We start from the raw sequence: 13,375 nt of genomic DNA, 5'->3' as shown, positions 1-13,375 counted from the left end.
GGGCTACAGCGCCTTTCGCGCAGGTTATCCACAAGCGGTTCCACAGTCATTGTGAACAACCTATGACACGTGCCGCGCTGTGGTGAAGGATGCCGTGGCGTCTGGCCAAGGCTGTGCGGTCCTTGCTGTAGCCTCCGCCGATCACGCCCATCACCGGGATATCGCGGCCCAGGCAGTGGCGCAGCACGGCTTCGTCACGGGCGGCAACGCCTGCGTCGGTCAGCTGCAGGTAGCCCAGGGCGTCGTCCTTGTGCACGTCGACACCGGCGTCATACAGCACCAGGTCGGGTTGATAAAGCGGCAGCAGGTAGTTGAGAGCGTCGTCCACCACCTTCAGGTAGGCCGCGTCGCCCATGCCTCGGGGCAGGGGGATGTCCCAGTCGCTTTGTGCCTTGCGGGCGGGGAAGTTCTGCTCGCAGTGCAGCGACACGGTGATGGCCTCGGGCGTGTCGTGCAGGATGCGCGCGGTGCCATCACCCTGGTGCACGTCGCAGTCGAAGATCAGCACCCGGTGTACCCGGCCTGCTTCCAGCAGGTAGCGGCTGATGACCGCCAGGTCGTTGAAAATGCAGAAGCCGGCGGGGTGGTCGTAATGGGCGTGGTGGGTGCCACCGGCGAGGTGGCAGGCGATGCCGTGCTGCAGCGCCATCTCGGCAGTCAGCAGTGAGCCGCCGACGGCGCGCACGGTACGCCGGGCCAGGGCCTCGCTCCAGGGCAGGCCGAGGCGGCGCTGGTCCTCGCGCGACAACTCGCCGTTCATGTAGCGCGCGATGTAGCTGCGGTCGTGGGCCAGGGCGAGGATGTCGTTGGGGCAGATGTCCGGGCGCAGCAGGGCCTGGTCGGTGGTCAACCCGCTGCCGACCAGGTGGTCGTGCAGCAGGCGGAACTTGTCCATCGGGAAGCGGTGTTCAGCGGGGAACTCCGGGCTGTAATCTTCGTGGTAGATCAGCGGCAACGGCATGGATGGGGTCGCAATCAGGGCCAGTGCTGATCTTGCCATGACGGATGACTGCAATGGGAGTACCTGTTTCTTGCGCCGGTACCGGCCCTTTGTGGGAGCGGCCTTGTGTCGCGATTGGGCTGCGCAGCAGCCCCAGCAATGTGTGCATCTGCGCTGAAATTTTGGGGCTGCTGCGCAGCCCAATCGCGACACAAGGCCACACAAGGACTGCGCCAGGCTTTAGATGTGTACGGCGACTTTCAGGGCTTCCAGCGCCGGCTCGACCTTGATGCCCAGCGCTGCACCCAGCTCCATTACCCAGGGTTGATGGGCGGGTTTGCGGTGATGATGTTTCTCGACACTGCGCTGGGCTGAGGCTGAACACCGGCCTGTGGGAGCGGCCTTGTGTCGCGAAAGGGCCGCGAAGCGGCCCCGGCATTATTTGCATCGACGCTGAAACCCCGGGGCTGCTGTGCAGCCCTTTCGCGACGCAAGGCCGCTCCCACACGGATCGCGCCAGCTTTCAGAAATTGAGCAAGACAGTTGCTCCCACAAAGGCTATTTTCCTGTGCTGGCCAATACGCGTTGCCAGTCCGGTTCGTTCAAGCGCCCCAGGATACGTGCCTTGCCATTGCCATCCACCGATACGAACAGGGCGCTGGCATAGTTGCTTTGACGTTCGCCGCCAGCAACGTGCTGCTGGCGGGCAAAGTGGTCGATGCAGCCGTTGTGAGTCACCAGCACCAGGTTGTGGCCCGCGCGTTTGTGTGCAAGCGCTTCGTTGGCGAACTGGCTGTCGCAGCTTTCGAGCCAGTCCTCGCTGGCCACCGCCTGACCCAGTATGAAGTGTGCGGTTTGCCGGGTGCGCAGTTTCGGGCTGCTGAGCAGGTCGGCTTTGTTCAGGCCCAGCTGGTGCAGCCCTTGGCCAACGCGGGCAGCGGCCTGGCTGCCGCTCAGGGTGATCCCCGTGGGGTCGTCCAGGCAGGGGCCGGGGGCGCTGTCGCAGCGTTCGGCGTGGCGGATCATCACGATCACCGCACCGTCGGCCCAGTCCTGCAGCAGGCCACTGTCAGTCAGTTGTTGCTCGTTGCCAAGGTCCACGATATGCGTCCTCGTCGCCAGCCAGGTGGTCAACGCCGCCACGACCATGCACAGGCCCAGGGCGGCTCCGACGGCTTTGCGAGTCAGGCGTCGCTTGCGCCGGGCATGAATGGCGGGGTGCCCCAGGGTGTTGCTCGATAGCATGCGTTGCTCCGTTGGCAGTGCCGCGGCTGGCGCGGCGGTGGATGGCGGCATCCTGCCAAGCGGCCTGTCGGGGGCCGGTGAAGGGCGTGTGAAAATTGCATTTGGCGGCTGCCGGCTGGGTGAAACCCGCGCCCGCGCCTACGCTGTAAACTGCAAGGCGGTAAACCGGAGCAGGCCCGATGACCCCCATCCTCGAACTGGAAAGCGCACGGCTGGTGCTGCGCCAATGGCATGACGATGACTTGCGCGAGTTCGCCGCACTGTGCGCCGACCCACAGGTGATGCGCTACTTTCCGGCGCCGCTGACGCGCGTTGAGGCGGCTGCGTTGATCGGCCGCGTGCGTGGGCATTTCAATGAGTACGGTTTTGGTTTGTGGGCCCTGGAGCGCAAGGACAGTGGCGCGTTCATCGGCATGACCGGGTTGCTCAATGTCAACTTCGACGCGCCTTTTGCCCCGGCGGTGGAGATCGGCTGGCGCTTGGCACGTCGCCACTGGGGCCTGGGCTTTGCCAGCGAGGCGGCGTGGACCTGCCTGCGTTGTGCTTTTGCCCAATTGCGCCTGGAGGAGGTCGTGTCGTTCACCAGCGAATGCAACCTGCCGTCGCAAAAGGTGATGCAAGCCATCGGCATGCAGCAGGACCTGCACGGCAGCTTCGAACACCCCCGCCTGCCCATCGGCCACCCGCTGCGCCCGCATGTGCTGTACCGGATCGATCGCGCGCACTGGGAGCGCACCCTGCGCGCCTGAATGCACTGCCATGCCCGGCGCGAATGACAAACGCTGTATCATTTGCCTACTTGGAAGGCGCTTGCCCGTAACACGTTCAGCGCCTGTGAAATCGAGCGCCGCTCGGGCGGCGCATCGCGAGCTAGGCTCGCTCCTACGGAGAACCGCCGATGAGTCATGTGTTGGACGACCTGGTCGACCTGTTGAGCCTCGAATCCATCGAGGAGAACCTGTTCCGTGGACGTAGCCAGGACCTGGGCTTCCGCCAGCTTTACGGTGGCCAAGTGCTGGGCCAGTCGTTGTCGGCTGCCAGCCAGACAGTCGAGGACGCGCGCCATGTGCATTCGTTGCACGGCTACTTCCTGCGCCCGGGCGATGCCAGCCTTCCAGTGGTGTACTCGGTAGACCGCGTACGCGATGGCGGCAGCTTCAGTACACGGCGGGTGACGGCGATCCAGAAGGGCCAGACCATCTTCACCTGCAGCGCGTCGTTCCAGTACGACGAGGAAGGCTTCGAGCACCAGGCGCAGATGCCTGACGTGGTCGGCCCGGAAAACCTGCCTACCGAAGTCGAACTGGCCCGTGCCATGGCCGACCAGTTGCCCGAGCGCATTCGCGACAAGGTGCTGTGTGCCAAGCCGATCGAGATCCGCCCGGTCACCGAGCGCGACCCGTTCAACCCCAAGCCGGGCGACCCGGTGAAATACGCCTGGTTCCGCGCCGACGGCAACCTGCCGGACGTGCCTGCCCTGCACAAGTACATGCTGGCCTACGCCTCGGACTTCGGCCTGCTGACCACGGCGTTGCTGCCCCATGGCAAATCGGTGTGGCAGCGCGACATGCAGATCGCCAGCCTCGACCATTCGCTGTGGTTTCACGGCAACCTGCGCGCCGACCAGTGGCTCCTGTACGCCACCGATAGCCCCTGGGCCGGCAATTCCCGTGGCTTCTGCCGCGGCAGCATTTTCAACCAGGCCGGGCAACTGGTGGCATCGTCGAGCCAGGAAGGCCTGATTCGCCATCGCAAGGACTGGGCATGAGCCTGGGCGAGGTGCGCAACTGGGTGTTCGACATGGACGGCACCCTGACCGTGGCCGTGCACGACTTCGCCGCCATTCGGGTGGCGCTGGACATCCCGGCCGAACACGACATCCTCACCCACCTGGCGGCCTTGCCGGCAGAGGAAGCGGCGGCCAAGCATGCCTGGTTGCTGGAGCACGAAAGGGACCTGGCAACGGCCTCCACGGCGGCCACCGGGGCGGTGGAGCTGGTGCGCGAGTTGGCCGGGCGCGGGTGCCGGCTGGGTATTCTGACCCGCAATGCGCGTGAGCTGGCGCATGTAACGCTGGAGGCCATCGGCCTGGCGGACTGCTTCCCGGTGGAACACATTCTTGGGCGTGACGAGGCTGCGCCGAAGCCGAGCCCGGATGGGCTGCTGAAGATTGCCAGCGCCTGGGGCGTGACGCCGAGCGAACTGGTGATGGTGGGGGATTACCGCTTTGACCTGGACTGTGGGCGGGCGGCGGGGGCGCGCACGGTGCTGGTGAACCTGCCGGACAACCCCTGGCCGGAACTGGTGGATTGGCATGCGGCGGATTGCCGAGCGTTGAAGGTGATGCTGGGCTGATGCGTGTGTTGGCCATGCGGGCCTCTTCGCGGGCATGCCCGCTCCCACAGGTATTGCGCACGTCTCGGGGCCTGTGGTGCCTCTGTGGGGGTGGGCGTGCCCGCGAAAGGGCCGGATCTGTCTATGCTGAACCCCATTCTTTGCTCTGATACGGAGACCCACCCATGAGCAGCAAGGCCATCTACGTACAACCCGGCGGCGGTTACGACAAGGTCGAGGTCGGCACCTGCGAGGCCCAGGCCCCCCAGGCCGGCGAGATTACCGTGCGCCTGCACGCCAGTTCCCTCAACTACCACGACTTCGCCGTGGTCAGCGGCATGTGGGGCCCAAGCGAGCGACGCATCCCCATGGCCGATGGCGCCGGCGAGGTGGTTGCGGTGGGGGCTGGCGTCTCTGAGTTCCAGGTCGGCGACAATGTGGTCAGCACGTTCTTCCCCGACTGGCTCGATGGCCAGGCCAATGTCGAGGGCTTTGCCCGGGTGCCCGGCGACGGCATCGATGGCTACGCCCGTGAACAGGTGACTGCCCGCGCCACCGCCTTCACCCTGGCACCCCAGGGTTTCAGCCATGCCGAGGCTGCCACCCTGACCACCGCCGGCCTTACCGCCTGGCGCGCGCTGATGAGCGATGATCACCTCAAGCCCGGCGACACGGTGCTGGTGCAGGGTACCGGCGGTGTGTCGATTTTCGCCCTGCAGTTCGCCAAGCTGGCGGGCGCGACCGTGATCGCCACCTCGTCCAGCGATGCCAAGCTGGAGCGCCTGAAGGCCCTGGGTGCCGACCACCTGATCAACTACAAGAGCACCCCGGCCTGGGGTGAGAAGGTGCGCGAGCTGACTGGCAACCGTGGTGTCGATCATGTGATTGAAGTGGGCGGCCCGGCGACGCTGGAGCAGTCGATGATAGCTGCGCGCATTGGCGGGCATGTTTCGCTGATCGGCATCCTTACCGGGGTGGCCGGGCAGTTGCCGCTGGTGCAGGCGCTGGTGCGGCAGATTCGGCTGCAAGGGGTGCTGGTTGGCAGCCGAGCGCAGCAGCAGGCGATGGTGCGGGCGATCGATGCCAACGGCCTGCGGCCGGTGGTGGACAAGCATTTCGAACTGGAACAGATCGTCGAGGCGTTCCGTTACCAGGAGAGCAACCGGCATTTCGGCAAGATCTGCCTGACCTGGTGAAGTGAGGGCAGGGTAGCTGGCTGTAACGGCCTCCCTGCACGCCACTCTGTTCGTAGCATCAAGCCCGAGGCCTTGCACTGCCTGACAGTCAGTCCGGCAATAGCCGGTCGCGGCTGTTGGACAGGTGCAGGCATACCGCCGCCCGTGCCGCATCCGGGTCTTGTCGGCGGATGGCGTTGAGGATCGCCTCATGCTCCAGGTTGGCCAGGTACGCTTGCCGCGCCAGCTTCGCCCCCGCGCGCTCGGCCAGGGCCATGCGGTTGCGCGGTATCAGGCCGTTACCCAGTTGCAGCAGCATCTCGGTGAAATACAGATTGCCGGTGGCCTCGGCAATCAGCAGGTGAAAGCGCCGGTCGGCTTCAATACAGCTGTCGCCGGCAGCGGCCAGGTCCTGATAGTCATCCAGCGCCTGGCGCATGCGCGCCAGTTGCCCCTCATCACGACGCAGTGCGGCCAGCGCGGCAGCCTGGCCCTCAAGGCCAATACGCAGCTCCAGCAGATCGCGCACATTCGCCGCGCTCTCCGCCGCAACGCGCAGGCCGGCCTGGGCCTGGCGCTCCATCACGAACGTACCGATCCCGTGGCGCGGCTCCACCAGCCCAGAGGCCTGCAGCTTCGACAAGGCTTCGCGAACCACTGTGCGGCTGACCCCGTGCTCGCGCACCAAGGTGTTTTCCGAAGGCAGTTTGTCGCCTGGTTTGAAGGTGCCCAGCAGAATCTGCTGGGTCAGGCTGGAAACCAGGTCATGGGCGCGGCTATGGCCGCGTTTGCGAGCGTGTTCCGGTTCCATGTGTGATCCGCTTCTTGATTAGCTTGTACGACAAGTTAATCGATAGAAATATTTTTTGCCGATTTTTCGCGCATCCAATTCAGCATGTAGTTGATGTGTTTTTGCATGTTCGGATCAAATTGGCATTGTGACAGCTTGTATTTTGCTGTTTTGCCGACGTTTGTGATCTTGTCGTACAACCTCGCTGCGCATAAGCTCCTCCCCACTGCCATGTCAGACAACCCGACCCGCACAAAAACAATTAGTGGGAGATCCGCAAGTGAACGACACCCTCGCTCCGTCTGCCCGGCATGAAGGCGACGCGTTGGCCAGCGCCGTGGCCAAGGTCAAGCGCCACGTCCTGCCGCTGTTCGTCATCATGTTCATCGTTAACTACCTCGACCGCGTCAACATCGGCTTCGTCCGTCCGCACCTGGAAAGCGACCTGGGCATCAGCGCTGCGGCCTTTGGCTTTGGTGCCGGGCTGTTCTTCATCGGTTACGCGCTGTTCGAAGTCCCTTCGAACATGCTGCTGCAAAAGGTCGGTGCCCGGCTGTGGCTGACCCGTATCATGTTCACCTGGGGGCTGGTGGCCACGGCCATGGCCTTCGTGCAGAACGAAACCCAGTTCTACGTGTTGCGTTTTCTGCTCGGGGTGGCCGAAGCAGGCTTCTTTCCTGGCGTGATCTACTACTTCACCCGCTGGCTGCCGGCGGCAGAGCGCGGCAAGGCGATTGCCATCTTCCTCAGTGGCTCGGCGCTGGCTTCGTTGATTTCCGGGCCGCTGGCCGGGGCGTTGATGCAGATCCAGGGCCTGGGCCTGCATGGTTGGCAGTGGATGCTGTTCATTGAAGGCATGGCCTCGGTGGTGCTGTGCTTCTTCGTGTTCTTCTGGCTCGACTCCAAGCCGCAGGACGCCAAGTGGCTGAGCAAGGCCGAGCAGGACGCGCTGGTCGCCACCATCGACCGCGAGCAGCAAGCGCGTGAGGCCATCGGCGCGGTCAGGCCGTCGGCCTGGAGCCTGCTCAAGGACCGCCAGATCGTGCTGTTCTGCCTGATCTACTTCTGCATCCAGCTGACCATCTATGCCGCCACCTTCTGGCTGCCCAGCATCATCAAGCGCATGGGCGACCTCAGTGACATGCAGGTCGGTTTCTTCAACTCGATCCCTTGGCTGATCTCGATCCTGGCCATGTACGCCTTCGCTGCCGGTTCCGCTCGCTGGAAGTTCCAGCAGGCCTGGGTGGCCGGCGCCCTGCTGGTCGCTGCCACGGGCATGTTCATGTCCACCACGGGTGGGCCGGTGTTTGCCTTCGTCGCCGTGTGCTTCGCCGCGATCGGCTTCAAGTCAGCGTCGTCACTGTTCTGGCCAATCCCCCAAGGCTACCTGGACGCCCGCATCGCTGCGGCGGTGATTGCCCTGATCAACTCGGTCGGCAACCTCGGCGGCTTCGTTGCCCCCACCACCTTCGGCTTGCTGGAGCAGCAGACTGGCTCGATCCAGGGCGGGCTGTACGGCCTGGCGGTGACCTCGGTGCTGGCGGCGATTGCCATCTTCTTCGTACGCACTCGCCCCAAGGGCGTCCCTTCCGATGACCTCAAGGCCCCTTCGGCCCTGGGCCAGACCCACTGATGACTGCGAGACAACAACCATGAATATGCAGACCAATCCCGCCGTACATGCCAGCACCCCGGTGGTCACCGACCTGCGCGTGGTCCCCGTGGCCGGCCATGACAGCATGCTGCTCAACCTCAGTGGCGCTCATGGCCCGTACTTCACCCGCAACGTGGTGGTGCTGCGCGACAGCGCCGGCAATACCGGCCTGGGTGAAGTGCCCGGTGGCGAGAAGATTCGCCAGACCCTGGAGGACGCCCGCAGCCTGGTGGTCGGCCAGCCGATCGGCCATTACCAGCGTGTGCTCAATGCCATGCGCCAGACCTTCGCCAACCGCGACTCGGCGGGCCGCGGCCTGCAGACCTTCGACCTGCGCATCACCGTGCATGCGGTGACGGCCATCGAGTCGGCGTTGCTCGACCTGCTCGGCCAGCACCTGAATGTGCCGATGGCAGCATTGCTGGGCGAGGGGCAGCAACGTGATGCGGTGAAGATGCTCGGCTATCTGTTCTACATCGGCGACCGCCAGCAGACCGACCTGGCCTACCGCAACGAAGCCGACAGCGATGACGACTGGTTCCGCCTGCGCCACGAAAAGGCCCTGACCCCGGAAGCAGTGGTGCGGCTGGCCGAGGCCGCCAAGGCGCGCTATGGCTTCAGCGACTTCAAGCTCAAGGGCGGCGTGCTGCGTGGTGAAGAAGAGATGGAGGCCGTGACAGCGCTGGCCGAACGCTTCCCCGAAGCGCGCATCACGCTCGACCCCAATGGCGCGTGGTCGCTGAAGGAGGCCATCGCCCTGTGCCGCGACAAGCACAATGTGCTGGCCTACGCCGAAGACCCCTGCGGCGCCGAGAATGGTTACTCGGGCCGCGAGGTGATGGCCGAGTTCCGCCGCGCCACCGGGCTGCCCACCGCGACCAACATGATCGCTACCGACTGGCGACAGATGGGCCATGCCATTCAGTTGCAGTCGGTGGACATTCCGCTGGCCGACCCGCACTTCTGGACCTTGCAGGGTTCGGTACGGGTGGCGCAGATGTGCAACGACTGGGGGCTGACCTGGGGTTCTCATTCCAATAACCACTTCGACATTTCGCTGGCGATGTTCACCCAGGTGGCGGCTGCGGCGCCGGGTGAAATCACGGCGATCGACACCCACTGGATCTGGCAGGATGGCCAGCGCCTGACCCGTGCGCCGCTGCGCATTGTCGACGGGCATGTGCGAGTGCCGGCGCGGCCGGGTTTGGGCGTGGAATTGGATGAAGACCAGCTGGCCAAGGCCCATGAGTGCTACCGCAACATGGGGCTGGGTGCGCGGGATGACAGCGTGGCGATGCAGTTCCTGATTCCGGGTTGGAGCTTCGATAACAAACGGCCTTGCCTGGTGCGTTGAGGCTGCGGGCCTCTTCGCGGGCAAGCCCGCTCCTACATCAACCGGTGGTGTCGCCCCGCACCGTCGTAGGAGCGGGTTCACCCGCGAATAGGCCGACCCTGCCGCCCAATACCCCCAGTCATTCACCGCCGCACCCGCCACCGCATCCACCAATCGGTACCGTCGCCCCGTACTGAGCTGCGCCCCAGATGTTGGACATCTGTCCATCATCTGGGGTTTTTATGAGCAAGTACTCAACACAATTCAAGCAGTCAGCCATCCAGGCTTTCCTCAAGCGTGGCCGAGGCTTTCGCCACATCGCGGCGCTGTTTCAAATCGATCCGACTTTGCTGCGCCGTTGGGTCATGTCCTATCAGTTACATGGTGAGGCCAGCTTCGAGAAGCCTGGCGGTCATTACAGCAGTGAGTTCAAGCTTTCTGTGCTCTACCGTATGTGGCGCGAGAAGCTGTCGCTCCGGGCCACCGCAGCGTTGTTCAACCTGGGTAACTCATCTCAGGTGCGGCGCTGGGAGGAACAGTATTACAGTGGCGGCTTCCAGGCCCTGTCCTCAAGCAAAAAGATATTGGTCACCCCTATGCCTAAAGCCCCGCGCAAGCCCGAAGAGACCGCTCCCAAACCTATCGAGGAGCTTACCCATGCGGAGCTGCTCAAGAGACTTCGCCAGCTTGAAGCGGAGAACGCCTACCTAAAAAAGCTCGAGGAGCTCGACGAGGAGAAGGCGAGGCTGAAGAAAGCCAGGAAAAAACCCGGCTAGTAAGGGCTTTGCGCGAACACTACCCGTTTGCCGATCTGCTCAAGGCTGCCGGCCTGCCACGCAGTACTTACTATTACCAGCTAGGGCTGCTTGAGGCCGGGGATAAGTGTGCCTCTCTCAAAATCTCGATCCAGGAGATCTGCGACCGACATCGCGGTCGTTATGGTTATCGGCGGGTTACCTCTGCGCTGCGCAGTTCTGGGCAGTTGGTTAACAGTAAAAAGGTGCGCCGGCTGATGGCTGCTCTAGACCTCAAGTGCACGGTCCGCCCGAAGAAGTACAAGGCGTATCGGGGCCTGATGGGAGAAGCCGCGCCTAACATTCTCAAGCGTAATTTCCAGGCTGATCAGCCTAACCAGAAGTGGGTTACCGATGTCACTGAGTTCAAAGTGGCGGGTGAAAAGCTGTACCTCTCGCCTGTAATGGATCTGTACAACGGCGAAATCGTGACGTATCGCACCGACACCAGACCGCGCTTCACCTTGGTCGGCGAAATGCTGGAGCGCGCGATTCAACTGCTTCCGGCGGGCAACAAACCACTGCTGCACTCGGACCAAGGATGGCACTACCGATACCCTGATTACTGTGCACGTGTGAAGGAAGCAGGGCTTGAGCAAAGCATGTCACGCAAAGGTAACTGCCTGGACAACGCCGCGATGGAGAGTTTTTTCGGCACGCTGAAGTCGGAATACTTCTACCGTGAGCGCTTCAAAAGCGTCGCAGAGCTACAGGCGGGACTGGATGAGTACATCCACTACTACAACCATGACCGCATTAAAATGAAACTCAACGGCCTGAGTCCTGTGGCTTACAGAACTCAAGCTGAGGTAGCCTAGCACCGACCGTCCAACATCTGGGGCGCAGCTCATACCGTTGTAGGAGCGGGTTCACCCGCGAATAGGCCAATACCCCCAGTCATTCACCGCCGCAGCCGCCACCGCATTCCTCAATCGGTACCGTCGCCACGTACCATTGTAGGAGCGGGTTCACCCGCGAATAGGCCGGACCTGCCGCCCAGTACCCCAGTCATTCACCGCCGCACCCGCCACCGCATTCCTCAATCGGTACCATCGCCAGGTTCCGTCGTAGGAGCGGGTTCACCCGCGAAAGGGATGGCACAGGCAACACACATTCAAATGAAAAACAAAAGCTCCATTTGGGCCTGTGGCGCGATCGGATATGTCATTCGCGACATCCGGCGTTGATGGAAATGCCCTGTCGTGATCGAACAGTTCCGTGGCGTTCTCGTGTAATTCCCCACAGCCATGCGGGGATTAAATGAACCCCGAACCGCACTGACACCTTGCTCTGTGATGCGTGCCAAATATCAACAACAGCGCGCGAACAACGTGTCGACTTATTGATTTCAAAGGAGATATTTTTCGCCTACGCCTGCCCGTCCTTCCTTGTGTCAGCAAAAAGAGAACAACATCAATGAACACCGTGGGATCTGATGGCAACCTTGCACAAGGTTTCAAGCCACGTCACGTAACGATGCTGTCCATCGCCGGCATCATCGGCGCCGGACTTTTCGTAGGCTCTGGCCACGCCATCGCGGCAGCCGGGCCAGCAACCATAATTTCCTATTTCGTGGCCGGGACCTTGGTGGTACTGGTCATGCGCATGCTCGGCGAAATGGCCGTGGCGCACCCCGACACCGGATCGTTTTCCACCTATGCCGACCAGGCCATTGGCCGCTGGGCCGGCTATACCATCGGCTGGTTGTACTGGTGGTTCTGGGTACTGGTGATTCCTATCGAAGCATTGGCCGCCGGGCATGTGCTGAACGCCTGGTTCCCGCAGGTGGACAGCTGGATCTTCGCCCTGGCTTCGGTGTTGCTGCTGGCCGGTACCAACCTGTTCAGCGTGGCCAAGTACGGCGAGTTCGAGTTCTGGTTCGCCATCCTCAAGGTCACCGCCATCCTGGGCTTCATCGGCCTGGGCTTCGCCGCGCTGATGGGCTGGCTGCCCAACCGCGAGGTCAGTGGGCTGAGCGGGCTGATGGCCGAATACGGCGGCTTTGCACCGAAGGGCTGGTCGGCGGTGGTCGGCGCGTTCATCACTGTGATGTTCAGCTTCATCGGCACCGAGGCAGTGACCATCGCCGCGTCCGAGTCCAGCGACCCGTCGCGCAACATCGCCAAGGCCACCCGCTCGGTGATCTGGCGTATCAGCACCTTCTACATCCTGTCGATCTTCGTGATCATTTCGGTGGTGCCGTGGAACGACCCGCAGCTGGCGGTGGTGGGTTCGTACCAGCGTGCGCTGGAAATCATGAACATCCCCAACGCCGCGTTCATGGTCGACCTGGTGGTGCTGGTAGCCGTTACCAGCTGCATGAACTCGTCCATCTACATCGCTTCGCGGATGATGTTTTCGCTGGCCAAGCGCGGTGACGCCCCGGCCTTCCTCAACAAGACCTCCAAGGTCGGTGTACCGCGTGCTGCAGTGTTCGGCAGCACCCTGATCGGTGCGGCCATCGCGGTCCTCAACTACTTCGCACCGAAGGGCGTGTTCGAGTTCCTGCTGGCCAGCTCCGGCGCCATCGCCCTGTTGGTGTACATGGTTATCGCCATCTCGCAGCTGCGCATGCGCCGCCGACTGGAGCGCGAGAACACCGAACTGAAGTTCCGCATGTGGCTGTTCCCGTACCTGACCTGGGCGGTGATCATTTTCATTGCCGGGGCGCTGGCGGTGATGATGTACACGCCTGAGCATCGGGCGGAAGTGAGCTCGACATTGGGCCTGGCGATCGTGATTTCCTTCCTGGGGATCGTGACGTCGAGGGGCCATGCGCAACCGGTGGCAGCGCGATCGATGGGGTGATTCAGTTCACCTGGCTGTAAGGCAAAGGGCACCCGAGGATGGGTGCCCTTTGTTTTTCTGGGCCAGACGAAGGTTCAGCAGCAAGACATGGGGCGGTTCTTCTGGTGTGCTCCAGCAGACTTTTCAAGTAAGGAAACTGGCATGACCACGTGTAAACTCATCCTGCCCGTGCTGGCCGCCGTGGAGAGTTGTGATGCCGTACTTACCCACCGTTCGGCTGTCGACAGAGGCGCGCGCCCGACCAATATTGCGCCTGGTGACTTTATGCAGTATGTGGTGCGCTTCACCGTTTCGTCACTCTC

Annotated in this window: 12 protein-coding genes; 9 read left to right on the top strand and 3 right to left on the bottom strand. The window is 62.9% G+C overall.

Annotated elements, in window-relative coordinates; translation table 11 throughout:
• Nucleotides 1-46: 46 nt before the first annotated feature.
• Nucleotides 47-961: a histone deacetylase gene (locus REH59_RS25425; RefSeq protein ID WP_026031969.1), complete on the bottom strand. Its 915-nt coding sequence runs from the start codon at nt 959-961 to the stop codon at nt 47-49.
• 225 nt (nt 962-1,186) lie between these two features.
• Here REH59_RS25425 and REH59_RS25420 point away from each other — a divergent pair, with 225 nt between their 5' ends.
• Entirely contained in the window at nt 1,187-1,315 is a 129-nt protein-coding gene (locus tag REH59_RS25420; protein WP_014754328.1) for a hypothetical protein, read from the top strand.
• A 183-nt stretch (nt 1,316-1,498) separates the two neighbouring features.
• Here REH59_RS25420 and REH59_RS25415 read toward each other — a convergent pair whose 3' ends face one another.
• Entirely contained in the window at nt 1,499-2,185 is a 687-nt protein-coding gene (locus REH59_RS25415) for a histidine phosphatase family protein (protein ID WP_014859385.1), read from the bottom strand.
• 179 nt (nt 2,186-2,364) lie between these two features.
• On the opposite strand from REH59_RS25415, the gene REH59_RS25410 reads away from it, so the two are divergent.
• The 4 genes from REH59_RS25410 (at nt 2,365) to REH59_RS25395 (ending at nt 5,715) form a co-directional block, all read left to right on the top strand.
• Nucleotides 2,365-2,934 (top strand): GNAT family N-acetyltransferase, encoded by a 570-nt coding sequence (locus REH59_RS25410; protein ID WP_003249850.1) that lies wholly within the window; start codon nt 2,365-2,367, stop codon nt 2,932-2,934.
• A 149-nt stretch (nt 2,935-3,083) separates the two neighbouring features.
• Nucleotides 3,084-3,953: an acyl-CoA thioesterase II gene (tesB, locus tag REH59_RS25405; RefSeq protein WP_014859384.1), complete on the top strand. Its 870-nt coding sequence runs from the start codon at nt 3,084-3,086 to the stop codon at nt 3,951-3,953.
• On the top strand, nt 3,950-4,540 hold the full coding sequence (locus REH59_RS25400) for an HAD family hydrolase (RefSeq protein WP_003249853.1): 591 nt from the start codon (nt 3,950-3,952) through the stop codon (nt 4,538-4,540). Before tesB ends, REH59_RS25400 begins: the two co-directional genes overlap by 4 nt.
• 164 nt (nt 4,541-4,704) lie before the next feature.
• Complete coding sequence (locus tag REH59_RS25395) at nt 4,705-5,715, top strand: zinc-dependent alcohol dehydrogenase family protein (protein WP_014859383.1); 1,011 nt, start codon at nt 4,705-4,707, stop codon at nt 5,713-5,715.
• Nucleotides 5,716-5,803: 88 nt separating this feature from the next.
• Here the strand turns inward: REH59_RS25395 and REH59_RS25390 are convergent, their stop codons facing one another.
• The gene (locus tag REH59_RS25390) at nt 5,804-6,505 is read right to left on the bottom strand and encodes a FadR/GntR family transcriptional regulator (protein WP_003249857.1); all 702 of its coding nucleotides are present in this window, start codon (nt 6,503-6,505) and stop codon (nt 5,804-5,806) included.
• A 259-nt stretch (nt 6,506-6,764) separates the two neighbouring features.
• Between REH59_RS25390 and REH59_RS25385 the strand changes: the two genes are divergently transcribed.
• The 4 genes from REH59_RS25385 (at nt 6,765) to REH59_RS25370 (ending at nt 13,073) form a co-directional block, all read left to right on the top strand.
• Entirely contained in the window at nt 6,765-8,117 is a 1,353-nt protein-coding gene (locus REH59_RS25385) for an MFS transporter (protein ID WP_014859381.1), read from the top strand.
• Between the two features lie 19 nt (nt 8,118-8,136).
• Complete coding sequence (gene gudD, locus REH59_RS25380) at nt 8,137-9,492, top strand: glucarate dehydratase (protein WP_128573569.1); 1,356 nt, start codon at nt 8,137-8,139, stop codon at nt 9,490-9,492.
• Between the two features lie 221 nt (nt 9,493-9,713).
• Nucleotides 9,714-11,083 (top strand): IS3 family transposase gene (locus REH59_RS25375; RefSeq protein WP_128573916.1). Its coding sequence is split into 2 segments (ribosomal slippage): nt 9,714-10,193 and nt 10,196-11,083, totalling 1,368 coding nucleotides; the frame shifts between segments, so codons are not numbered across the junction.
• Between the two features lie 598 nt (nt 11,084-11,681).
• Nucleotides 11,682-13,073 (top strand): amino acid permease, encoded by a 1,392-nt coding sequence (locus REH59_RS25370; RefSeq protein WP_003249863.1) that lies wholly within the window; start codon nt 11,682-11,684, stop codon nt 13,071-13,073.
• Nucleotides 13,074-13,375 lie beyond the last annotated feature (302 nt).

Origin of the sequence: Pseudomonas sp. BO3-4, assembly GCF_034044115.1 — a bacterium.
Classification (GTDB): Bacteria; Pseudomonadota; Gammaproteobacteria; order Pseudomonadales; family Pseudomonadaceae; genus Aquipseudomonas; species Aquipseudomonas alloputida.
Note: the sequence above shows the minus strand (reverse complement) of the source record. Positions and strands in the feature narration are given on the sequence as shown.

Excerpts from the sequence above, each read along its gene's own strand:
- REH59_RS25415 (WP_014859385.1), bottom strand. The coding sequence starts at position 2,185 with ATGCTATCGAGCAACACCCTGGGGCACCCCGCCATTCATGCCCGGCGC.
- REH59_RS25410 (WP_003249850.1), top strand. The coding sequence starts at position 2,365 with ATGACCCCCATCCTCGAACTGGAAAGCGCACGGCTGGTGCTGCGCCAA.
- REH59_RS25425 (WP_026031969.1), bottom strand. The coding sequence starts at position 961 with ATGCCGTTGCCGCTGATCTACCACGAAGATTACAGCCCGGAGTTCCCC.
- REH59_RS25370 (WP_003249863.1), top strand. The coding sequence starts at position 11,682 with ATGAACACCGTGGGATCTGATGGCAACCTTGCACAAGGTTTCAAGCCA.
- REH59_RS25395 (WP_014859383.1), top strand. The coding sequence starts at position 4,705 with ATGAGCAGCAAGGCCATCTACGTACAACCCGGCGGCGGTTACGACAAG.
- REH59_RS25390 (WP_003249857.1), bottom strand. The coding sequence starts at position 6,505 with ATGGAACCGGAACACGCTCGCAAACGCGGCCATAGCCGCGCCCATGAC.
- tesB (WP_014859384.1), top strand. The coding sequence starts at position 3,084 with ATGAGTCATGTGTTGGACGACCTGGTCGACCTGTTGAGCCTCGAATCC.
- gudD (WP_128573569.1), top strand. The coding sequence starts at position 8,137 with ATGAATATGCAGACCAATCCCGCCGTACATGCCAGCACCCCGGTGGTC.
- REH59_RS25400 (WP_003249853.1), top strand. The coding sequence starts at position 3,950 with ATGAGCCTGGGCGAGGTGCGCAACTGGGTGTTCGACATGGACGGCACC.